Genomic DNA, 21,164 nt, shown 5'->3' with positions numbered 1-21,164 from the left:
GTACAGACCTTTCTAGTCTCACCGCATCACTGTGGTGAGCGTGCCATGACAAAGATCGCTTCCGGCGTGCTCACGGGCGGCGCAGGTCCCATCCCCAGTGCCGGTCGGCCCCCCGACCGGCACGGACCTCCGGAGGAGCACCCTTGAGCACAGCACCCCCACGACGCATCCCCCTCTTCAGGAGGCTGGCCGCCACCGCGGCCGCCCTCGCCCTGCCCGTCGCCGGCCTCGTCGGCCTGGCCGGGCCCGCGCAGGCGGCCGCCTCCGCGACCGCCACCTACACCAAGGTCTCCGACTGGGGCACCGGCTTCGAGGGCAAGTGGACGGTGAAGAACACCGGCACCACCGCCCTCAGCAGCTGGACCGTGGAGTGGGACTTCCCGGCCGGCACCCAGGTGACCTCGGCCTGGGACGCCACCGTCACCAGCTCCGGCACCCACTGGACCGCCAAGAACGTCGGCTGGAACGGCGCCCTCGCCCCCGGCGCCACCGCCAGCTTCGGCTTCAACGGCAGCGGCCCCGGCGCCCCCTCCGGCTGCAAGGTCAACGGCGGCTCCTGCGAGGGCGGCACCACCCCCACCGACACGCCTCCCTCGGCCCCCGGCACCCCCACGGCCTCCGGGCTCACGGAGAACGCGCTGACCCTGTCCTGGGCGGCGGCCACCGACGACAAGGGCGTCAAGAACTACGACGTCTACCGCGACGGCTCCAAGCTCACCACCGTCACCGGCACCACCTACGGCGACAGCGGGCTGACCAAGGGCACCACCTACACCTACACGGTCACCGCCCGCGACACCGCCGACCAGACCGGCCCCTCCTCCGCCCCCCTCTCCGTCACCACCCCGGGCGGCGGCACCGATCCCGGACCGGGTCCCGGCCCCGACCCGGGCGCCAGGGTCAAGCTCGGCTACTTCACCGACTGGGGCGTCTACCAGCGCAACTACCACGTGAAGAACCTGGTCACCTCCGGCACCGCCGCGAAGATCACCCACATCAACTACGCCTTCGGCAACGTCCAGAACGGCAAGTGCACCATCGGCGACTCCTACGCCGACTACGACAAGGCCTACACCGCCGACCAGAGCGTCGACGGCGTCGCCGACACCTGGGACCAGCCCCTGCGCGGCAACTTCAACCAGCTGCGCAAGCTGAAGGCCAAATACCCGAACATCAAGGTCGTCTACTCCTTCGGCGGCTGGACCTGGTCCGGCGGCTTCGGCCAGGCCGCGCAGAACCCGGCCGCCTTCGCCCAGTCCTGCTACGACCTGGTCGAGGACCCCCGCTGGGCGGACGTCTTCGACGGCATCGACATCGACTGGGAGTACCCGAACGCCTGCGGCCTGTCCTGCGACACCAGCGGCGCCGCCGCCTTCAAGAACCTGATGTCGGCCCTGCGGGCCAAGTTCGGCTCCGCCAACCTGGTCACCGCCGCCATCTCCGCCGACGGCTCCAACGGCGGCAAGCTCGACCTCGCGGACTACGCGGGCGCCGCACCGTACGTCGACTTCTACAACGTGATGACGTACGACTTCTTCGGCGCGTGGGACGCCAAGGGCCCGACCGCCCCGCACTCCCCGCTGACCTCCTACGCGGGCATCCCGATCGCCGGCTTCAACTCCGAGGCGGCGATCACCAAGCTCAAGGGCAAGGGCATCCCCGGCTCCAAGCTCAACCTCGGCATCGGCTTCTACGGCCGCGGCTGGACCGGAGTCACCCAGGACGCCCCCGGCGGCACCGCGACCGGGCCCGCCCCCGGCACCTACGAGCAGGGCATCGAGGACTACAAGGTCCTCAAGAGCAGCTGCCCGACCACCGGCACCGTCGCCGGCACCGCCTACGCCAAGTGCGGGAGCAACTGGTGGAGCTACGACACCCCCGCCACCATCGCCGGGAAGATGGCCTGGCTGAAGAACCAGGGGCTCAAGGGAGCCTTCTTCTGGGAGTTCAGCGGCGACACGGCGGCCGGCGAGCTCGCCGCCGCGATCCACACCGGACTGCAGTAAAGAGATGAACGAAGCCGGGGAGACGGGTCCGCCCCCGTCTCCCCGGCTTCGCCGCGTCGTGATCAGGCGACATTGACCCGTTGTCCCGGAGGCGCCGCCTCCAGCCAGGCCAGGAAACCGGTCAGGGCGTCCTCGCTCATCGCCAGCTCCAGGCGCGTCCCCTGGTGGGAACAGCCGAGCACGACGGAGTCGGACAGCAGCGCCAGCTCCTCCTCGCCCTCCGGCGCGCGGCGTGCGAGCACCTCGATGGACGAGCGCTCCAGCAGCCGGCGCGGCCGCGGCGAATAGCTGAACACGCGGAACCACTCGATGCGGTCACCGCTGTAGCGGGCGACCCCGTAGACCCACCCCTTGCCGGAGACGTCGGGCTCCTCGGCCACGCCCCAGCGCAGGCTGCAGTCGAAGGTCCCGCCGGAGCGCTGGATCAGTCTGCGGCGCAGCCCGAACACGAACAGCCCGATCACCACCAGGGCTACGACCAGGCCGCTCACAAGCAGAGCGAGGAGCATCTTCACCGACCTCCTCGCTCATCGAAAACCGCACAAACAAAAAGTACGTACATCGCCTCAGCCGCGACCCGCTCCGGAAAATTCCGGAACGGACCGCGGCTGAGGTTTCAAACTCTTCGGTACGGGGCTCAGTGCCCCGCGACCGCGCGCAGCCGGACATCGGCGCGACGTTCGGCGGCCGCGTCAGCGTCCGCCTTCGCGCGCTCCAGTGCCCGCTCCGCCCGCTGGACGTCGATCTCGTCCGCGAGCTCGGCGATCTCGGCCAGCAGGGACAGCTTGTTGTCCGCGAACGAGATGAATCCGCCGTGCACCGCGGCGACGACCGTGCCGCCCTCGCTGGTACGGATGGTCACCGGGCCCGATTCCAGCACACCGAGAAGCGGCTGGTGACCGGGCATGACGCCGATGTCGCCGGACGTGGTGCGGGCGACGACCAGGGTGGCCTCGCCGGACCAGACATTGCGGTCCGCCGCGACCATCTCGACGTGCAGCTCAGCAGCCAAGGTGGCTCCTCGGGTCACCACCCGGCGGGTCCGCCGGGTGTTGGGTCAAATTCTAATGGGCGTGGAGAGAGGGGCGGGACACACCCGCCCCTCTCCTGGGGGCATCAGGAGACGCCCAGCTCCTTGGCGTTGGCCTTGAGGTCCTCGATGCCACCGCACATGAAGAACGCCTGCTCGGGGAAGTGGTCGTACTCACCGTCGCAGATCGCGTTGAACGCGGCGATCGACTCGTCGAGCGGAACGTCCGAACCGTCCACGCCGGTGAACTGCTTGGCGACGTGGGTGTTCTGCGACAGGAAGCGCTCGACGCGACGGGCACGGTGGACAACGAGCTTGTCCTCCTCGCCCAGCTCGTCGATACCGAGGATCGCGATGATGTCCTGGAGGTCCTTGTACTTCTGCAGGATCCCCTTGACGCGCATGGCCGCGTTGTAGTGGTCCGCCGCGATGTAGCGGGGGTCCAGGATCCGGGACGTGGAGTCCAGCGGGTCCACGGCCGGGTAGATGCCCTTCTCGGAGATCGGACGGGAGAGAACCGTCGTCGCGTCGAGGTGGGCGAAGGTGGTCGCCGGCGCCGGGTCGGTGAGGTCGTCGGCGGGGACGTAGATCGCCTGCATGGAGGTGATCGAGTGACCACGGGTCGAGGTGATGCGCTCCTGGAGGAGACCCATCTCGTCGGCCAGGTTCGGCTGGTAACCCACCGCGGAGGGCATACGGCCGAGCAGGGTCGACACCTCGGAACCGGCCTGGGTGTACCGGAAGATGTTGTCGATGAAGAAGAGGACGTCCTGCTTCTGCACATCGCGGAAGTACTCCGCCATGGTCAGACCGGCCAGGGCGACGCGCAGACGGGTGCCCGGGGGCTCGTCCATCTGGCCGAAGACCAGCGCGGTCTTGTCCAGAACGCCGGAGTCCGACATCTCCTCGATGAGGTCGTTGCCCTCACGGGTACGCTCACCGACACCCGCGAACACCGACACACCGTCGTGGTTGTTGGCGACGCGGTAGATCATTTCCTGGATCAGAACGGTCTTGCCGACACCGGCACCACCGAACAGACCGATCTTTCCACCCTTGACGTACGGGGTGAGGAGGTCGATGACCTTGACGCCGGTCTCGAACATCTCGGTCTTCGACTCGAGCTCGTCGAAGTTCGGCGCCTTGCGGTGGATCGCCCAGCGCTCGGTGACCTCGGCGTTGGCCTCCGGGTAGTTCAGCACCTCACCGAGGGTGTTGAACACCTTGCCCTTGGTGAAGTCACCGACGGGGACGGTGATGCCCTCGCCCGTGTCGGTCACCGGGGCCTGGCGGACCAGGCCGTCGGTGGGCTGCATGGAGATCGTGCGGACCATGCCGTCACCCAGGTGCTGGGCGACCTCGAGGGTCAGCGTCTTGAGCGCGCCCTCCTCGGCCGGGTCGGCGACCTGGACCTTCAGCGCGTTGTAGATGTCGGGCATCGCGTCGACGGGGAACTCCACGTCGACGACCGGGCCGATGACCCGGGCGATGCGGCCCGTGGCAGCGGCCGTCTCAACAGAGGTCGTCATTACTTGTCACTCCCCGCGGTCGCGTCGGCCATGGCGCTCGCGCCACCGACGATCTCGCTGATTTCCTGGGTGATTTCGGCCTGGCGGGCCGCGTTGGCAAGCCGGGAGAGGCTCTTGATGAGCTCACCGGCGTTGTCGGTCGCCGACTTCATCGCGCGGCGGCGGGCGGCGTGCTCGGAAGCGGCCGACTGCAGCAGTGCGTTGTAGATGCGGCTCTCGACGTAGCGCGGCAGCAGGGCGTCGAGGACGTCCTCCGCCGACGGCTCGAACTCGAACAGCGGAAGGATCTCGCCCTTCGCACCGTCCTCCTCCGCAGCCTTCTCGAGGCTGAGCGGCAGCATCCGGCCGTCCACCGCGTTCTGCGTCATCATCGACACGAATTCCGTGAAGACGATGTGCAGCTCGTCGACGCCGCCGTCGGCCGTCTCCTTCTGGATGGCTTCGATCAGCGGCTCCGCGACGCGCTTGGCGTCGGCGTAGGCCGGGCTGTCGGTGAAGCCGGTCCAGGAGTCCGTGACCTTGCGCTCACGGAAGCCGTAGTAGGCGACGCCCTTGCGGCCGACGATGTAGCTGTCGACCTCCTTGCCCTCAGCGCGCAGCCGCTCGGTGAGCCGGTCGGCCTGCTTGATGGCGTTCGAGGAGTAGCCGCCGGCCAGACCGCGGTCGCTCGTGATGAGCAGGACCGCGGCGCGGGTCGGCGCCTCGACCTCGGTGGTCAGGGCGTGCTTGGTGTTCGAGCCGGTGGCCACCGCGGTCACCGCACGGGTGAGCTCGGTCGCGTACGGCATCGACGCCGCCACCTTGCGCTGCGCCTTGACGATGCGCGAGGCGGCGATCATCTCCATCGCCTTGGTGATCTTCTTGGTCGCCGTGATGGCACGGATGCGACGCTTGTAGACCCGGAGCTGCGCTCCCATGAGTCAGGTCCCTTCCGTCGTCACTTGGAGACGTTGACGGCCGGAACGTCTTCGCCGAGGAGCTTTCCGTCCGAGGTCTCGAACTGGCGCTTGAAGGCGGCGATCGCGTCGGCGATCGAGCCCAGCGTGTCGTCCGACATCTTGCCGCCGTCGGCGATGGAGGTGAGGAGGTCCTTGCGCTCGCGGCGCAGGTGCTCCAGCAGCTCCGACTCGAAGCGACGGATGTCCTCGACCGGGACGTCGTCCATCTTGCCGGTGGTGCCGGCCCAGACGGAGACGACCTGCTCCTCGACGGGCATCGGCTGGTACTGGCCCTGCTTCAGCAGCTCGACCATGCGCTTGCCGCGCTCCAGCGAGGACTTCGACGCGGCGTCCAGGTCGGAACCGAAGGCGGCGAACGCCTCCAGCTCGCGGTACTGGGCCAGGTCGACGCGAAGACGGCCGGAGACCTGCTTCATCGCCTTGTGCTGGGCGGAGCCACCGACGCGGGAGACCGAGATACCGACGTTCAGGGCCGGACGCTGGCCGGCGTTGAACAGGTCGGACTCCAGGAAGCACTGGCCGTCGGTGATGGAGATGACGTTGGTCGGGATGAACGCCGAGACGTCGTTCGCCTTGGTCTCGACGATCGGCAGACCGGTCATCGAGCCGGCACCCATGTCGTCGGAGAGCTTCGCGCAGCGCTCCAGCAGACGGGAGTGCAGGTAGAAGACGTCACCCGGGTAGGCCTCACGGCCCGGCGGGCGGCGCAGCAGCAGCGACACGGCGCGGTAGGCGTCGGCCTGCTTCGACAGGTCGTCGAAGATGATCAGGACGTGCTTGCCGGCGTACATCCAGTGCTGGCCGATGGCGGAACCGGTGTACGGCGCCAGGTACTTGAAGCCGGCCGGGTCGGACGCCGGGGCGGCGACGATCGTCGTGTACTCGAGCGCGCCGGCCTCTTCCAGGGCGCCGCGCACGGACGCGATGGTCGAGCCCTTCTGGCCGATGGCGACGTAGATGCAGCGGACCTGCTTGTTCACGTCGCCCGAGCGCCAGTTGTCGCGCTGGTTGATGATCGTGTCGACGGCCAGGGCGGTCTTGCCGGTCTGGCGGTCGCCGATGATCAGCTGACGCTGGCCACGGCCGATCGGCACCATCGCGTCGACGGCCTTGTAGCCGGTCTGCATGGGCTCGTGCACCGACTTACGGACCATGACGCCCGGGGCCTGCAGCTCGAGGGCGCGGCGGCCCTCGGTCGCGATCTCGCCGAGGCCGTCGATCGGGTTGCCGAGCGGGTCGACAACGCGGCCGAGGTAGCCCTCGCCGACACCTACGGAGAGAACCTCACCGGTGCGCTGCACCGGCTGGCCCTCCTCGATACCGCTGAACTCGCCGAGGACGATCGCACCGATCTCGCGCTCCTCGAGGTTGAGGGCGAGACCGAGGGTGCCGTCCTCGAACTTCAGCAGCTCGTTCGCCATGGCGGAGGGCAGGCCCTCCACCTTCGCGATGCCGTCGCCGGCAACGCTGACCGTTCCGACCTCCTCGCGCGAGGCCGCGTCCGGCTGGTACGACTGGACAAAGGTCTCCAGTGCGTCCCGGATCTCCTCCGGCCGGATCGTGAGCTCCGCCATCTGGGTTCCCTGCTCTCCTTGTTGGGCCTGAAGCTTCTTAGGGGTCTGGGGGCGACCCCCAGGAATCTTCTGCAAGTTCTGCACGGCCCAACCGGGCCGCTAGGAATGCTTTGTATCTGTGTGGTGGCGGCTGGTCAGCCGGCCATGCGGCGGGTCGCCTCGGAGAGGCGCTCCGCGATGGTGCCGTCGATGACCTCGTCGCCGACCCGCACCGAGATCCCGCCGAGGACCGCGGGGTCCACGTCGAGGTTCAGGTGCATCTGGCGGCCGTACAGCTTGGCCAGCACCGCGCCGAGACGCTGCTTCTGCACGTCGCTGAGCGGGACCGCGCTGGTCACCGTGGCGACCATGCGGTCACGACGCGCAGCGGCGAGCGTCGAGAGGGACTCGAGTCCCCCCTCAAGGCTACGTCCACGCGGGTGCGTGACGAGACGGATCACCAGGCGCTCGGTGACGGCGTTCACCTTGCCGCCGAGCAGGCTGCGCAGCAGCTCGCTCTTGGCGGAGGCGGTGGCGGCACGGTCGGTCAGCGCGGCACGCAGCTCGGTGTTCGAGGCGACGATCCGGCCGAACCGGAACAGCTCGTCCTCGACGTTGTCGAGCGCGCCCGCCTGCTGGGCGGCCGTGAGGTCGGCGGTGGCCGCCAGCTCCTCCAGCGCGTCCACCAGGTCACGGGACTGCGACCAGCGGGACCGGGCCATGCCGGACACCAGGTCGAGGGTCTCCCCGCCCACCTGGCCGGACAGCAGCCGGCCGACCAGCTCGGCCTTGGCCTCGCCGGACTGCGCCGGGTCCGTGATGACCCGACGCAGCGAGACCTCACGGTCGAGCAGCGCGGTGACGGCAGCCAGCTCACCGGCGAGCTTCGCCGCGTCGACGGACGTGTTGTCCGTCAGCGCGTCGAGACGCTCGCGCGCGGAGGCCAGCGCCTCGCGGCTCGCTCCGTTCATCGGGCCGCCTCGGCCTTCTCCTCGAGCTCGCTGAGGAAGCGGTCGATGGTGCGGCTCTGCCGGGCGACGTCCTCGAGGGACTCGCCGACGAGCTTGCCGGCCAGGTCGGTGGCGAGCTTGCCCACGTCCTGACGCAGCGCCTGAGAGGCGGCCTTGCGGTCAGCGGCGATCTGGGCGTGACCGGCAGCGATGATCTCCTCACGCTGCCGCTGGCCCTCTGCGCGCAGTTCTTCCTTGAGCGCAGTGCCCTGCTCCAGCGCGTCCTGGCGCAGGCGCGCGGCCTCGTGCCGGGCTTCGGCGAGCTGGGCCTTGTACTGCTCCAGCACGCTCTGGGCCTCGATCTGAAGGGCCTCAGCCTTCTCGATACCGCCCTCGATGGCATCGCGACGCTCGTCCAGAACCTTGTTGATGTTCGGGAGGAGCTTCTTCGCGAGGAAACCGAAGACGATGACGAAGGCGATCAGACCGATGACGAGCTCGGGGATCGGCGGGAAGAGGGGGTTTTCCATCTCCTCAGCCGCGAGAACCATGAGGTTCACATCAGTGCCTTTCGTCTAATCGGACTAGTGGGAGCTGTTCGTCAGCTGTAGACGAACGGCATGACCAGACCGATGAGGGCGAGCGCCTCACAGAAGGCGAAGCCGAGGATCTGGTTGGCGCGGATCAGACCGGCGGCCTCGGGCTGGCGGGCGAGGGCCTGGGTGCCGTTACCGAAGATGATGCCGACGCCGACGCCGGGGCCGATGGCCGCGAGACCGTAACCGACGGAGCTGAGGGAACCGGTGACGGCGGCAAGGGTCTGGGACATGCCAGTTCTTCCTTCTCTTTCACGGATCCGGTGGGGGTTGGCCACCGGACGACAAGGGGGTTTGGGGGAGGGCCTGACTCAGTGGTGCTCGGCGAGCGCGCCCTGGATGAAGCTGCACGCCAGGAGGACGAAGACGTACGCCTGGACGGCCTGGATGAAGAGCTCGAAGGCGGTCATCACGATCACCATCACGAACGACACGCCCGCGTAGGCGATGCCGATGCCGTTCAGCAGGTACCAGCTGGCGATCGTGAAGAGCAGCAGCAGGGTGTGACCGGCGAACATGTTCGCGAAGAGTCGGACCGCGTGGGTGAACGGGCGGACCAGGACGTTCGAGAAGAACTCGATGATCATGACCAGCGGCAGCACCGGGCCGAGCGACTTGTCGTAGCCGGTCAGGTTCTTCAGACCGCCGACGAAGCCGTGGCGCTTGAACGTCACCGACATCCAGATGAAGTACACGATCGCGGCGAGGATCGCCGGGTACGCGATGATCGCGGTCACCGGGAACTGGGCGACCGGAACGATCGACCAGACGTTCAGGATCCACACGAAGAAGAACAGCGAGACCATGAAGGGGACGTACTTCTCGCCCTCCTTCCTGCCCAGCGTCTCGTAGACGATGCCGCGGCGCACGAAGTCGTAGCCGGTCTCGGCGACCATCTGGAGCTTGCCGGGGACGACCTTCGGCTTGCCGAAGGCGGCCCAGAAGAAGGCCACGATGATGACCGAGCCCAGGAGGGCCAGCAGCATCGGCTTGTTGAAGTACGTGCTCGTCAGGCCGGGTTCGCCCCACAGCGGCTCGAAGAGGAACGAGTGCAGGCCCGGACCGGGGAAGCCACATCCGGAGAAGATGTGACAGTCGGTCTCGAAAGCGAGGACCTGCGTCGGGTCAGCACTCACCGCGGGCTCCTTCAGCGTGGCGCATAGGTACGGCAACCTCATCGTGTCGGCGCGGCGCGCGGCCGCGGTTCGGCACTGGACTGGTGTAACGGGTGTGGGGGCGGCAGTCAGGCATCGAGCCTCGCGATGGAACAGGCGTCAGCTCAGATGCCCGCGCCCGCAGTGCCGCAGTTGGAACCGGACGATAGCAGCATCTCGAACGCACACTTATCCCGGCCCTACCCCTCACGGCTTGGACCCCGGATTTTCGGGCTTTTCCCCCTTGGTCGAGTCCGGCTCGACGTAAAGGATCTTGGCTTTCATGTGGGCACGCGTCTGCGCGCCGGTCCACACGAGGGTGGTGACGACGAGCGTGATCGCGAATGCCCGGGGGTGGAACAGCGTCGTGTTCTTGAACACGGCGAGAAAGACGAAGAGCAGCAGGATCTGAGCGGCGTAGAGCATGAGGCCCATCGCCTGGAACAGGTGCGGCAGGGATTTCGCCGTGCGCTGGAGCACGATGAATCCGATACCCATGAAGACGATCACCACGGCGGTGGCGACGAGCGCCCCGACCACGCCCTTGCCACCGACGACCAGACCGCTGATGACGGCGGCGATGACGCCGGCGGCAGCGGTGGGTACGGCGGTTTGCAGGAGGGATCGGACGTCGTTAGACCGCATGGCGGTTTGCTCCGCGTGGTGGTGGGGGCACGGACTCGTACGGGAACTCGTACGGGGACGAGCGTAAGCCCGGTCCGAGTGATCGCCTCGGGCCGATGGACCGTCGCACTACGGTCCTTCGGCTCTGTCGCCGGGTTTAGTGAACGGTATCACAAACTATTTGATGAGAGCTTTACCTGTGCGGTGTGCTGACTGTCACACATGAGGGCTAATCCGCCCGTGTGTGCAAGACAGGGTGACGGCTTGTCTGGTAAAGGGCGTCCATGTCGGACATGCTCCGGGCGCGTCAGCGCGCCGAACCCGCCTTACGCCGGTCGGGGAAGCGCGAACGGGGGCCTACCGCTGTCGCGCCGTTGACGCCGGACACCCCGGCCGCGATCGGCCGCGCCGGCGCCGGCTCGGTCCCGGCGTCCTCCCGGACCGCCGCCTCCGCCGCCGCCTCGGCCGCCCGCCGGGCGTGCCGGTAGCGCGGCGGGACCAGCCCCTCGGCCCAGCGCGGGGCGCGCGGGGTGAACCGCGGCAGCAGGAGCAGGACGAGGCCCAGGGCGCTCAGCGCGGCGATGGAGAGGACGATCCACATCGAGGCGGAGTGCACCGAATAGGCCACCGTCCCGAAGGCGATCAGCCCCGACCAGAAGTACATGATGAGTACAGCGCGGCTGTGGGAATGCCCGAGTTCCAGGAGCCGGTGGTGCAGGTGCCCGCGGTCCGCGGCGAAGGGCGACTGGCCCTTCCAGGTACGCCGCACGATGGCCAGGAGCAGGTCCGCCATCGGGATCGCGATGATCGTCAGCGGCAGCAGCAGGGGGATGAAGACCGGCAGCATCGCGTGCGTGGCGTTGCGCTCGCCGCCGACGAAGAGGGCCATCGTGTCCGGGTCGACCTGTCCGGTGATCGAGATCGCCGAGGCGGCCAGGACCAGGCCGATCAGCATCGAGCCGGAGTCGCCCATGAAGATCCGGGCGGGGTGCATGTTGTGCGGCAGGAAGCCCAGGCACATGCCCATCAGGATGGCGGCGAAGAGCGTCGCGGGGGCGGCCGCCTCGATGCCGTAGCCGAACCAGATCCGGTAGGCGTAGAGGAAGAACGCGCAGGTGGCGATGCAGACCATGCCGGCGGCCAGGCCGTCGAGCCCGTCGACGAAGTTCACCGCGTTGATGGTGATCACCACCAGCGCCACGGTGAGCAGGGTGCCCTGCCACTGGGTCAGCGCGACGGTGCCGATGCCCGGAACCGGAATCCACAGGATGGTCAGGCCCTGGATGACCATCACACCCGCGGCGATCATCTGGGCGCCCAGCTTGATCAGCGCGTCGAGCTCGAACTTGTCGTCGAGGACCCCGACGAGCCAGATCAGCGCGGCGCCCGAGAGCAGCGCTCTGGGTTCGTTGGAGCGCTCGAAGACGCCGTTGAGGTTCTGCAGGTGGTCGGCGATCAGCAGGCCCGCGCACAGGCCGCCGAACATGGCGATGCCGCCCAGCCGGGGGGTGGGTTCGCGGTGCACGTCGCGGGCGCGGATCTCCGGCATCGCACCCGCGGCGATGGCGAACTTCCGGACGGGCCCGGTCAGCAGGTAGGTCACCGCGACCGTGACGCAAAGCGTCAGCAGATATTCACGCACTGGCTGCCCCAGATGTATCGCCGGCCATCTCAGCCCCACACATTAGCCGCGATGTACACGGGGACGAGGACGCGCGGAGTCCCCGTTCCGGTTGCACTACGGGACGTTCGCCCCCGTTACTCCCCGTACGGGGGAAATCCGCCGACCAGTTCGGCGGCCTCGGCACGTGTTCCGGCCATGTCCCCGCCGCCCAGCGCGGCGGCGAACAGCTCGGCGATCCGGGCCATCTCGGCCTCACCCATGCCCTGCGTGGTCACCGCCGCGGTGCCCAGGCGGATCCCGCGCTGGTCCCCGTACGGCAGGGCGCAGGTGTCCAGGACGATCCCGGCGGCGGCCAGCCGGGCGCGCGCGGCCGGGCCGTCGATGCCGAGGGGGGCGGGGTCGGCGCTGATCAGGTGGGTGTCGGTGCCGCCGGTGGTGACGGCCAGGCCGTGCGCCCGCAGGGCCCCGGCGAGCGCCCGGGCGTTGGCCACGACCTTGTGGGCGTACCGGGTGAAGCCCGGGCCGGCCGCCTCCCCGAAGGCGACCGCCTTGGCGGCGATGGTGTGCATCTGGGCGCCGCCCTGGGTGAAGGGGAACACCGCCCGGTCGACGCGCTCGGCGAACTCGGCCCCGCACAGCACCATCCCGCCGCGCGGACCGCGCAGCACCTTGTGGGTGGTCGCGCAGACCACGTCCGCGTACGGCACGGGGCTGGGCGCGGCCCCTCCGGCCACCAGCCCGATGGGATGGGCGGCGTCGGCGATCAGGTAGGCCCCGACCTCGTCGGCGATCTCCCGGAAGGCCGAGTACTCCAGGTGCCGGGGATAGGAGATGGACCCGCACACGATGGCCTTGGGACGGTGCGACCGGGCCAGCCGCTGCACCTGCTCGTAGTCGACGAGTCCGGTCCCGGCGTCGACCCCGTACCCCACGAAGTGGAACCACCGCCCGGAGAAGTTGGCGGGCGAGCCGTGCGTCAGGTGCCCGCCGTACGCGAGGCCCATGGCCAGGACGGTGTCCCCGGGCCGCAGCAGCGCGGCGTACGCGGCGAGGACGGCGGAGGAACCCGAATGGGGCTGCACGTTCGCGTGCTCGACCCCGAACAGCGCCCTGGCCCGCTCCTGCGCCAGCCGTTCGGCCAGGTCCGCGTACTCGCAGCCGCCGTGGTGGCGGGCGCCGGGGTACCCCTCGGCGTACTTGTTGGCGAGCGGGGAACCCAGTGCGGCGAGCACGGCGGCGGAGGTGAAGTTCTCGGCGGCACTCATCTGCAGCGTGGTGGCCTGCCGCTGCCGCTCCCCTTCGAGGATGTCGGCCATCTGCGGGTCCTGTGCCCGCAGCACGTCCGTGGCCCGCTCAGTGGTGACGCTCATGGCGCGACTCCCGCGCAGTGGGGGTACCGGTACCAGCCACTGTAGGCCGGGCCCCGCGTTCACGCCCTGCGAGCCGCCCCGCCGCGACCGCCGCGCGGGGCGCGTGCCGGCCCCGCGGTCCTGCGCGCCCCCGGAGGGTCAGCGCGGCCCGGCCACGCCCGTCAGCGCGGTGACGACGGGGTCCAGCGCCTGGTTGATCTCATCGCCGATGGAGCGGAAGAACGTGATCGGCGAGCCGTACGGGTCGTACACCTCGTCGGCGTCGGCGGAGGGCGCCAGCAGCCACCCGCGCAGCGCGGCGGCGGCCCGCACCAGCGCCCGGGCCCGCTCGGCCATCCCGTCGTCGAGCGGCGGCAGGGTCGCCGGGTCTATGGCCCGCACCAGCCGGGTGAACTCCTTCAGCGTGAAGGTCCGCAGCCCCGCCGAGTGCCCCATGGAGATGACCTGGGCCCGGTGGTCGCGGGTGGCGGTCAGCACCAGGTCGGCCCGTATGACGTGCTCGTCGAGCAGCTCGCGCCCGGTGAACCCCGACGCGTCCGCGCCGAAGTCCTCCAGCACGGCCGCCGCGTTGGCCTCCATCGGCGCGCCCTCGTGGCCCCAGGTGCCCGCGCTCTCCACGATCAGGTCGCCGGTGGCCAGCCCCAGCGCACCCAGCCGGTGCGCCAGGGCGTGCCGCGTCAGCCGCTCGGTGATGGGCGAGCGGCACACGTTCCCGGTGCTGACGTGGAGTATGCGGAAGGTGTCTCCCTTGGCTATGCCACGCCCCTGAGGGCTCACGGAGCCACCTCGAGGTCGGGTACGACCTCCCGCAGCTGCTCGGCGGTCAGCGCGCCCTCGCGCAGCAGCACGGGAACCTTCCCGGTGACGTCGACGATCGACGACGGCAGGGTGCTCGGGGTCGGCCCGCCGTCCAGGTAGACGGAGACGGAGTCGCCCAGCATGGCGCGCGCCGCGTCGCAGTCCTCCGGCGCCGGGTGCCCGGACAGGTTCGCCGAGGACACCGCCATCGGGCCGACCTCGGTCAGCAGCTCGATCGCGACGGGGTGCAGGGGCATGCGCACGGCCACGGTCCCGCGGGTCTCCCCCAGGTCCCAGGCCAGCGACGGCTGGTGCCGGGCGACGAGCGTGAGCCCGCCCGGCCAGAAGGCGTCGACGAGTTCCCACGCCTGCTCGGAGAAGTCCGTGACGAGGCCGTGCAGGGTGTTGGGGGAGCCGATGAGCACCGGGGTGGGCATGTTGCGGCCGCGGCCCTTGGCGGCGAGCAGGTCGCCGACGGCCTCGGCGCTGAAGGCGTCCGCGCCGATCCCGTACAGGGTGTCGGTGGGCAGCACGACGAGCTCCCCGCGGCGTACGGCGGAGGCCGCTTCGCGCAGGCCCGTCTTGCGGTCCGTCGCGTCGTTGCAGTCGTATCGCCGGGCCATCAGCGGGCCTCCTCGTGCAGCGGGGTGGTGTCGTGGGCGGTCGGGGTCGTGGGCGTCACGGCATGGCCTTGCGGGCGGTCGCGAAGCGCGGGCGGTTGTTCAGGTCCGGGTGGTCGGCGGCGTCGGCCCAACCCCGCTCGTCGGCGAAGATCCACGGCACCTGGCCGCCCTGGGTGTCGGCGTGCTCGATCACGACGATGCCGCCGGGCCGCAGCAGCCGGTGGGCGGTGCGCTCGATCCCGCGGATGGTGTCGAGGCCGTCCTCGCCGGAGAACAGCGCCATCTCGGGGTCGTGGTCCCGGGCCTCGGGGGCCACGTACTCCCACTCGGTGAGGGGGATGTACGGGGGGTTGGAGATGACGAGGTCGACCTGGCCGTCCAGCTCGGGCAGCGCGGTCAGGGCGTCGCCCTGGTGGACGGTGACCCGGGAGCCCTCGGCGTTCTTGCGGGTCCAGCGCAGCGCGTCCTCGGACAGCTCCACGGCGTGCACGCGCGAGCGCGGCACCTCCTGGGCCATGGCGAGCGCGATGGCGCCGGAGCCGGTGCACAGGTCCACGATCAGCGGCTCGACCACGTCCATGGCCCGGACGGCCTGTATGGCCCAGTCCACCACCGACTCGGTCTCGGGCCGGGGCACGAACACCCCGGGGCCGACCTGGAGCTCCAGGTAGCGGAAGAAGGCCCGGCCGGTGATGTGCTGGAGCGGCTCGCGCGCCTCGCGGCGCGCGACGGCCTCCCAGTAGCGGGCGTCGAAGTCGGCGTCCTTGACGTGGTGCAGTTCCCCCCGCTTGACGCCGTGCACGAAGGCCGCGAGCTCCTCCGCGTCGAAACGCGGTGAGGGCACGCCGGCGGCGGCCAGCCGCTGGGTGGCCTGGGCCACCTCGGCAAGCAGCAAGTTCACGCTGGTCCTCCGGGCTGCTGTCATGGGGGTCCCCCCTGCTCGAGCGGAGCCGAGAGCTTGGGGGAGGGGGGTGGTGCGGGGGTCAGTGCGCGGCCGCGAGCTTCGCCGCGGAGTCGGTGTCGACGCAGGCCTGGATGACCGAGTCGAGGTCGCCGTCGAGCACCTGGTCCAGGTTGTACGCCTTGAAACCGGTGCGGTGGTCCGAGATGCGGTTCTCCGGGAAGTTGTACGTACGGATCTTCTCGGAGCGGTCCACGGTGCGCACCTGGCTGCGGCGCACGTCGGAGGCCTCCTGCTCGGCGGCTTCCTGGGCGGCGGCCAGCAGGCGCGAGCGCAGGATGCGCATGGCCTGCTCCTTGTTCTGGAGCTGGCTCTTCTCGTTCTGGCAGGAGGCGACCACGCCGGTCGGGATGTGCGTGATGCGCACGGCCGAGTCGGTGGTGTTGACGGACTGGCCGCCGGGGCCGGAGGAGCGGTAGACGTCGATGCGCAGGTCGTTCGGGTTGACCTCGACCTCGACCTCCTCGGCCTCCGGGGTGACGAGCACGCCGGCGGCGGAGGTGTGGATGCGGCCCTGGGACTCGGTGGCCGGGACGCGCTGGACGCGGTGGACGCCGCCCTCGTACTTCATCCGGGCCCACACGCCCTGGCCGGGCTCGGTGGCCCCGTTGCCGCCCTTGGTGCGGACGGAGACCTGGACGTCCTTGTAGCCGCCGAGCTCGGACTCGGTGGAGTCGATGATCTCGGTCTTCCAGCCGACGCGCTCGGCGTAGCGCAGGTACATGCGCAGCAGGTCGCCCGCGAACAGGGCGGACTCGTCGCCGCCGGCGCCCGCCTTGATCTCCAGGAGCACGTCCTTGTCGTCGCTGGGGTCGCGCGGGACGAGCAGCAGGCGGAGCTTCTCGGTGAGCTCCTCGCGCTGCGCGCTCAGCTCCTTGACCTCGGCGGCGAAGTCGGGGTCGTCGGCCGCCAGCTCCTTGGCCGTCTCGATGTCCTCGGCCGACTGCTTCCACGCACGGAAGGTCGCCACGATCGGGGTCAGCTCCGCGTAGCGCTTGTTCAGCTTGCGCGCGTTCGCCTGATCGGAGTGGACCGAAGGGTCGGCGAGCTTCTTCTCGAGGTCGGCGTGCTCGCCGACCAGGTCCTCGACCGCTTCGAACATCGGGTGCTCCTGGGGTGAAAAAGTCAAAAATGGGCTGGGCTGTCGATACGACGACAAAGGCGCCGGTCCGGCCACCCCCGCATGGTCAGGGGGCGGCCGGAGACCGGCGCCTGGGTCGCGCTACTTCTTGGCCGCACCCTTGCCGAAGCGGGCCTCGAAGCGGGCCACACGGCCACCGGTGTCGAGGATCTTCTGCTTGCCCGTGTAGAACGGGTGGCACTCGGAGCAGACCTCGGCACGGATGGTGCCCTCGGTCAGGGTGCTACGGGTGGTGAACGACGCGCCACAGGTGCAGCTGACCTGGGTCTCGACGTACTCGGGGTGAACATCGCGCTTCAAGGTGTCTCCTAGATTCGGGAGGGCGCCGGGTCGCAGGAGCCGAATTGCGCACTGCGTGAACCGGGGCCGACAGACCAGTCTGCCAGGACCGGGCCGCCTGTCAAAATTCTCGGAACGCTCCCCTCAACGGGGTGGGCCCGGCATCTATTCCGGCGCGGCGGGAGGGACCCGCTACTGCACGATCGAGCCCGCGGTGCTCTTGTCGCCGTTGGAGTGCTCCGTGGCCGCGGCGGGGATGGGCTGGTCGGCGAGCAGGGCGTCCCAGACCATCTTCGAGTCCTTGGGCAGGAGCGCGACGCGGTCCTTGTCGAGCGGGTCCTGGGTGACCGGGACGGTGATCATGTGCATGTTCTCGGCACTGATCCCCTGGAGCCCCTGGGCGAAGCTCGCGAGGGACTTCACGTCGCCGAGCGCCTTGTCGGTGGTGATCGCCTTGGTCGCGGAGTCGGCGAGGCCGTAGAGCTTCTTGGGGCTGTCGAAGACCCCGACGCCCTTGACCTGCTTGATCAGCGCCTTGATGAAGGCCTGCTGGAGCTGTATTCGGCCCAGGTCGCCGCCGTCGCCGACGGTCTTGCGCGTACGGACCAGGCCGAGGGACTGCTCGCCGTTGAGCTTGTGGGAGCCGGCCGGCAGGTCGAGGTGGCTGCCGTAGTCCTTGATCGGCTTGGTGGTCGTGAGCTCGACCCCGCCGAGGTTGTCGATGATGTTCTTGAAGCCGGTGAAGTCGACCTCGATGTAGTGGTCCATGCGGATCCCCGACATCGCCTCGACGGTCTTCACCGCGCAGGCGGCCCCGCCGATGGTGAAGGCCTCGTTGAACTGCGCGCGCTGCCGGGGGGCGCTGTTCTTCCCCTTGCCCATGGGGCACGCGGGCCGCGGGAGCATCGTGTCGCGCGGGATCGACACCACGCTGGCCTGCTTGTGGCCCTCGTAGAGGTGGATGATCATCGCCGTGTCGGAGCGGGCCGAGCCGCCGTCGTCCGCGCCGTACTCACGGTTCGCACCCTCGCGGGAGTCGGAGCCGAGCACCAGGATGTCCATCGAGCCGTTGTCGACGTTCGGCGGGCGGTCCTTGCCCAGGGCCTGGTCGATGTCGACGCTGTGCAGGTTGCCGTTGAGCTTGAAGTAGAACCAGCCGAGGCTGCCGCCGCCCAGCAGGACCACGCCGGCGGCGGTCCAGGCGGCCACTCTGAGGCCCTTGCGGCGCTGGGGCTGCCCCCTGCGCCGTCCCCCGCGCGCGGCCCGGCGGCCGCCGCCCCTGCTGTCCTCGCTCATGCTCTCCTCAGTCCTGGCTCCGTTGCCCGTCTTCCCTCACTCAGACGGACGAACGCATTCCAGGGTTCCACGGCTTTCTGTGCGAGCCGCACGCCTGTGGCGAAGGTCGCACGCGCGAACGCCCCCGCCGCGGGTGCGGCGGGGGCGTTCGCGCGTACGGGCGACCCGGTCAGTCGTCGTTCTTGCCGGCCGGGGTCGTCTTGGCGATCTGCATCAGGAACTCGGCGTTCGACTTCGTCTGCTTCATCTTGTCGAGCAGCAGCTCGATCGCCTGCTGCGAGTCGAGCGCGTGCAGCACCCGGCGCAGCTTCCAGACGATGGCGAGCTCCTCGCTGTTGAGGAGGATCTCCTCCTTGCGCGTACCCGACGGGTCGACGTCGACGGCCGGGAAGATGCGCTTGTCGGCGAGCTTGCGGTCGAGCTTGAGCTCCATGTTGCCGGTGCCCTTGAACTCCTCGAAGATCACCTCGTCCATGCGCGAGCCGGTGTCGACGAGCGCGGTGGCCAGGATGGTCAGCGAGCCGCCGTCCTCGATGTTGCGCGCGGCGCCGAAGAAGCGCTTCGGCGGGTAGAGCGCGGTCGAATCGACACCACCGGACAGGATGCGGCCGGAGGCGGGCGCCGCGAGGTTGTACGCGCGGCCCAGACGGGTGATGGAGTCCAGCAGGACGACCACGTCGTGACCCAGCTCCACGAGGCGCTTGGCGCGCTCGATGGCCAGCTCGGCGACCGTCGTGTGGTCCTCGGCCGGGCGGTCGAAGGTCGAGGAGATGACCTCGCCCTTGACCGACCGCTGCATGTCGGTGACCTCTTCCGGACGCTCGTCGACCAGGACGACCATCAGGTGGCACTCGGGGTTGTTGGTGGTGATCGCGTTGGCGATCGCCTGCATGATCATGGTCTTGCCGGTCTTCGGCGGGGCCACGATCAGGCCGCGCTGGCCCTTTCCGATCGGCGACACGAGGTCGATGATGCGGGTGGTCAGCACCCCCGGGTCGGTCTCCAGGCGGAGCCGGTCCTGCGGGTAGAGCGGGGTCAGCTTCTGGAACTCCGGACGGCCGCGGCCCGATTCGGGCGCCATGCCGTTGACGGAGTCCAGGCGCACCAGCGCGTTGAACTTCTCGCGGCGCTCGCCGTCCTTGGGCTGGCGCACGGCGCCGGTGGTGTGGTCGCCCTTGCGCAGGCCGGCCTTGCGGACCTGGGCGAGGGAGACGTACACGTCGTTCGGGCCGGGCAGGTAGCCGGAGGTCCGGATGAACGCGTAGTTGTCGAGGATGTCGAGGATGCCCGCGACGGGGATCAGGACGTCGTCGTCGGCGACCTGCGGCTCGCCCGGGGCGAACTCGTCGCGGCCGCGGCGGCCACGGCGGTCGCGGTAGCGGCCGCGCCGGCCGCGGCGGCCGTCCTCGCCGTCGAAGTCGTCCTGCGGACCGTTGTCCTGGCGGCCCTGCTGGCCACGGCCGCCGCCCTGCTGCTGGCGGTCCTGACGGTCGGCGCGGTCCTGGCGGTCGGCGCGGTCCTGGCGGCCGCCCTGCTGCTGGGCCTGGCCGCCCTGCTGCTGGCCCTGCTCCTCGGCCTTGGCACCGCGCTCGCGGCGGCCCTGGCGCTCCCCGCGCTCCCCGCGCTCGCCGCGGTCGCGGCGGTCACGGCGGCTGCGGCCCTCGCCGGCCTCCTGGGCGGGGGCCTGGCCCTGACCCTGGGCGGACACGGCCACGGCCTGCTCCGCCTTGGCCTCGACCTGCGGGGCGGCCGCGGGGGCCTCGGTCTTCTGCTCGACCTGCACGACGGCGGGGGCCGAGGACTCGGGGCTGCCGGAGGGGGCGGTGGCGCGGCGGCGGCGGCGCTCGCCGGCCGGGGCGTCCTCGCTGATCGGCTGGCCCGGGATCTCGATCTGGGCCTGCGCGGCGGGCTTCTCGGCGGGCGCCGCGGCGGCCGCCTCACCCGTACGGGCCTTGCTGGTGGCGCGGCGCTTCGGCTTGGCCTCGGCGGCGTCGGCGGCGGCGGGGGCCGCGGCCTTGGGGGCGCTGCCGCCCTGCGCCTCCTTGATGACCTCGATCAGCTGGCTCTTGCGCATGCGCGCGGTGCCCCTGATACCGAGGCCCGACGCGACCTGCTGCAGCTCGGCCAGGACCATGCCCTCGAGGCCGGTGCCGGAGCGGCGGCGCCGGGTGGCGGTGGCAGCTGCGGCGCCCGCGGCGGGGGCACTGGTGTCGACGTTGGTGTCGGCAGCGCCCATCAGATCGGTGGTGTCGCTCACGAAGGGTCCTTCCCTGGAGCGGACGTCGGCCTGTCTGGCTCGGCGACCGGTTGTGCTGTCCGACAACAGTCCTAGGTGTGTGGACCGTGCCGGGGCGGTGGTCCGCCGGTAGAACGGCGGAGAGAGAAACGTGCGTGGTTCCGGCGAGAAGCCCCCGAGCTGGAAGCGTGGGAATGTCACGCCGATTCCGGAGCGTGCCCGAAACTGCTGGCAGCGATCAAAGCAGTCGGGGAGGCTCCCGGAAGAAAGGTGGTCCCGGATGGGGACACTGAGCACCGAGCCATGGCGGCTTCGGTTGCGTACTTGAGATTAACACTACCGGATCCAACAGACATTCCCCCTCTCAATCACCGGCAATCGCCCTCCGCGGGCGGGCGGCCTGCCCGGCCGCCCACCCCCGGCGGGTCCCACTTC

20 protein-coding genes are annotated in these 21,164 nt (G+C 69.9%); 1 reads left to right on the top strand and 19 read right to left on the bottom strand.

Annotated elements, in window-relative coordinates:
• Positions 1–143 precede the first annotated feature (143 nt).
• Positions 144–2,006, top strand: coding sequence for a glycosyl hydrolase family 18 protein (locus tag ACIRBY_RS26830; RefSeq protein WP_403904953.1), 1,863 nt, complete (start codon positions 144–146; stop codon positions 2,004–2,006).
• Positions 2,007–2,068: 62 nt separating this feature from the next.
• Here the strand turns inward: ACIRBY_RS26830 and ACIRBY_RS26825 are convergent, their stop codons facing one another.
• The 19 genes from ACIRBY_RS26825 to rho all read right to left on the bottom strand — a co-directional run bounded on the left by ACIRBY_RS26825 (position 2,069) and on the right by rho (position 20,750).
• Positions 2,069–2,515, bottom strand: a complete 447-nt coding sequence (locus ACIRBY_RS26825) for a DUF2550 domain-containing protein (protein ID WP_211275098.1) — start codon at positions 2,513–2,515, stop codon at positions 2,069–2,071.
• Between the two features lie 128 nt (positions 2,516–2,643).
• A complete protein-coding gene (locus ACIRBY_RS26820) occupies positions 2,644–3,018 on the bottom strand; it encodes a F0F1 ATP synthase subunit epsilon (protein WP_042818471.1) in 375 nt (124 codons plus the stop codon).
• Between the two features lie 104 nt (positions 3,019–3,122).
• On the bottom strand, positions 3,123–4,565 hold the full coding sequence (atpD, locus tag ACIRBY_RS26815; protein WP_366452036.1) for a F0F1 ATP synthase subunit beta: 1,443 nt from the start codon (positions 4,563–4,565) through the stop codon (positions 3,123–3,125).
• A complete protein-coding gene (locus ACIRBY_RS26810) occupies positions 4,565–5,482 on the bottom strand; it encodes a F0F1 ATP synthase subunit gamma (protein WP_390685368.1) in 918 nt (305 codons plus the stop codon). The genes atpD and ACIRBY_RS26810 overlap by 1 nt, the downstream gene beginning before the upstream one ends.
• 20 nt (positions 5,483–5,502) lie before the next feature.
• On the bottom strand, positions 5,503–7,098 hold the full coding sequence (atpA, locus tag ACIRBY_RS26805) for a F0F1 ATP synthase subunit alpha (RefSeq protein WP_042818476.1): 1,596 nt from the start codon (positions 7,096–7,098) through the stop codon (positions 5,503–5,505).
• Between the two features lie 134 nt (positions 7,099–7,232).
• Positions 7,233–8,048, bottom strand: a complete 816-nt coding sequence (locus ACIRBY_RS26800) for a F0F1 ATP synthase subunit delta (RefSeq protein WP_042818478.1) — start codon at positions 8,046–8,048, stop codon at positions 7,233–7,235.
• Positions 8,045–8,578 (bottom strand): F0F1 ATP synthase subunit B, encoded by a 534-nt coding sequence (locus tag ACIRBY_RS26795; RefSeq protein WP_403905219.1) that lies wholly within the window; start codon positions 8,576–8,578, stop codon positions 8,045–8,047. The genes ACIRBY_RS26800 and ACIRBY_RS26795 overlap by 4 nt, the downstream gene beginning before the upstream one ends.
• 50 nt (positions 8,579–8,628) lie before the next feature.
• Positions 8,629–8,856 (bottom strand): ATP synthase F0 subunit C, encoded by a 228-nt coding sequence (gene atpE, locus ACIRBY_RS26790; RefSeq protein WP_030386954.1) that lies wholly within the window; start codon positions 8,854–8,856, stop codon positions 8,629–8,631.
• Between the two features lie 78 nt (positions 8,857–8,934).
• Positions 8,935–9,774, bottom strand: a complete 840-nt coding sequence (gene atpB / locus ACIRBY_RS26785) for a F0F1 ATP synthase subunit A (RefSeq protein ID WP_403905216.1) — start codon at positions 9,772–9,774, stop codon at positions 8,935–8,937.
• A gap of 210 nt (positions 9,775–9,984) precedes the next feature.
• Entirely contained in the window at positions 9,985–10,422 is a 438-nt protein-coding gene (locus ACIRBY_RS26780) for a hypothetical protein (RefSeq protein ID WP_403904948.1), read from the bottom strand.
• Positions 10,423–10,708: 286 nt separating this feature from the next.
• Entirely contained in the window at positions 10,709–12,055 is a 1,347-nt protein-coding gene (locus ACIRBY_RS26775; RefSeq protein WP_403905214.1) for an MraY family glycosyltransferase, read from the bottom strand.
• 104 nt (positions 12,056–12,159) lie between these two features.
• Positions 12,160–13,395 carry a serine hydroxymethyltransferase gene (gene glyA, locus ACIRBY_RS26770; RefSeq protein WP_403904946.1) on the bottom strand — a complete coding sequence of 412 codons (1,236 nt, stop codon included), beginning with the start codon at positions 13,393–13,395 and terminating at the stop codon, positions 12,160–12,162.
• 138 nt (positions 13,396–13,533) lie between these two features.
• Positions 13,534–14,172, bottom strand: coding sequence for a low molecular weight phosphatase family protein (locus tag ACIRBY_RS26765; RefSeq protein WP_042813199.1), 639 nt, complete (start codon positions 14,170–14,172; stop codon positions 13,534–13,536).
• The gene (locus tag ACIRBY_RS26760) at positions 14,169–14,816 is read right to left on the bottom strand and encodes an L-threonylcarbamoyladenylate synthase (RefSeq protein WP_403904944.1); all 648 of its coding nucleotides are present in this window, start codon (positions 14,814–14,816) and stop codon (positions 14,169–14,171) included. The genes ACIRBY_RS26765 and ACIRBY_RS26760 overlap by 4 nt, the downstream gene beginning before the upstream one ends.
• A 55-nt stretch (positions 14,817–14,871) precedes the next feature.
• The gene (prmC, locus tag ACIRBY_RS26755) at positions 14,872–15,717 is read right to left on the bottom strand and encodes a peptide chain release factor N(5)-glutamine methyltransferase (RefSeq protein ID WP_042813202.1); all 846 of its coding nucleotides are present in this window, start codon (positions 15,715–15,717) and stop codon (positions 14,872–14,874) included.
• A gap of 82 nt (positions 15,718–15,799) precedes the next feature.
• Positions 15,800–16,879 (bottom strand): peptide chain release factor 1, encoded by a 1,080-nt coding sequence (prfA, locus tag ACIRBY_RS26750; protein ID WP_403904941.1) that lies wholly within the window; start codon positions 16,877–16,879, stop codon positions 15,800–15,802.
• Positions 16,880–16,999: 120 nt separating this feature from the next.
• On the bottom strand, positions 17,000–17,218 hold the full coding sequence (gene rpmE, locus ACIRBY_RS26745; protein WP_007266580.1) for a 50S ribosomal protein L31: 219 nt from the start codon (positions 17,216–17,218) through the stop codon (positions 17,000–17,002).
• 171 nt (positions 17,219–17,389) lie between these two features.
• The gene (locus tag ACIRBY_RS26740) at positions 17,390–18,493 is read right to left on the bottom strand and encodes an LCP family protein (RefSeq protein WP_403904939.1); all 1,104 of its coding nucleotides are present in this window, start codon (positions 18,491–18,493) and stop codon (positions 17,390–17,392) included.
• A gap of 169 nt (positions 18,494–18,662) precedes the next feature.
• Positions 18,663–20,750: a transcription termination factor Rho gene (rho, locus tag ACIRBY_RS26735; protein ID WP_403904936.1), complete on the bottom strand. Its 2,088-nt coding sequence runs from the start codon at positions 20,748–20,750 to the stop codon at positions 18,663–18,665.
• Positions 20,751–21,164: the final 414 nt, after the last annotated feature.

Source organism: Streptomyces sp. NPDC096136 (assembly GCF_044763325.1).
Lineage (GTDB): Bacteria > Actinomycetota > Actinomycetes > Streptomycetales > Streptomycetaceae > Streptomyces.
Note: the sequence above shows the minus strand (reverse complement) of the source record. Positions and strands in the feature narration are given on the sequence as shown.

What these genes read in the sequence shown, in the direction of transcription:
- ACIRBY_RS26780 (WP_403904948.1), bottom strand. Translation starts at nt 10,422, where the DNA reads ATGCGGTCTAACGACGTCCGATCCCTCCTGCAAACCGCCGTACCCACC.
- atpE (WP_030386954.1), bottom strand. Translation starts at nt 8,856, where the DNA reads ATGTCCCAGACCCTTGCCGCCGTCACCGGTTCCCTCAGCTCCGTCGGT.
- ACIRBY_RS26760 (WP_403904944.1), bottom strand. Translation starts at nt 14,816, where the DNA reads ATGGCCCGGCGATACGACTGCAACGACGCGACGGACCGCAAGACGGGC.
- ACIRBY_RS26825 (WP_211275098.1), bottom strand. Translation starts at nt 2,515, where the DNA reads ATGCTCCTCGCTCTGCTTGTGAGCGGCCTGGTCGTAGCCCTGGTGGTG.
- prfA (WP_403904941.1), bottom strand. Translation starts at nt 16,879, where the DNA reads ATGTTCGAAGCGGTCGAGGACCTGGTCGGCGAGCACGCCGACCTCGAG.
- atpA (WP_042818476.1), bottom strand. Translation starts at nt 7,098, where the DNA reads ATGGCGGAGCTCACGATCCGGCCGGAGGAGATCCGGGACGCACTGGAG.
- ACIRBY_RS26800 (WP_042818478.1), bottom strand. Translation starts at nt 8,048, where the DNA reads ATGAACGGAGCGAGCCGCGAGGCGCTGGCCTCCGCGCGCGAGCGTCTC.
- ACIRBY_RS26810 (WP_390685368.1), bottom strand. Translation starts at nt 5,482, where the DNA reads ATGGGAGCGCAGCTCCGGGTCTACAAGCGTCGCATCCGTGCCATCACG.
- glyA (WP_403904946.1), bottom strand. Translation starts at nt 13,395, where the DNA reads ATGAGCGTCACCACTGAGCGGGCCACGGACGTGCTGCGGGCACAGGAC.
- ACIRBY_RS26795 (WP_403905219.1), bottom strand. Translation starts at nt 8,578, where the DNA reads ATGGTTCTCGCGGCTGAGGAGATGGAAAACCCCCTCTTCCCGCCGATC.
- atpD (WP_366452036.1), bottom strand. Translation starts at nt 4,565, where the DNA reads ATGACGACCTCTGTTGAGACGGCCGCTGCCACGGGCCGCATCGCCCGG.
- ACIRBY_RS26740 (WP_403904939.1), bottom strand. Translation starts at nt 18,493, where the DNA reads ATGAGCGAGGACAGCAGGGGCGGCGGCCGCCGGGCCGCGCGCGGGGGA.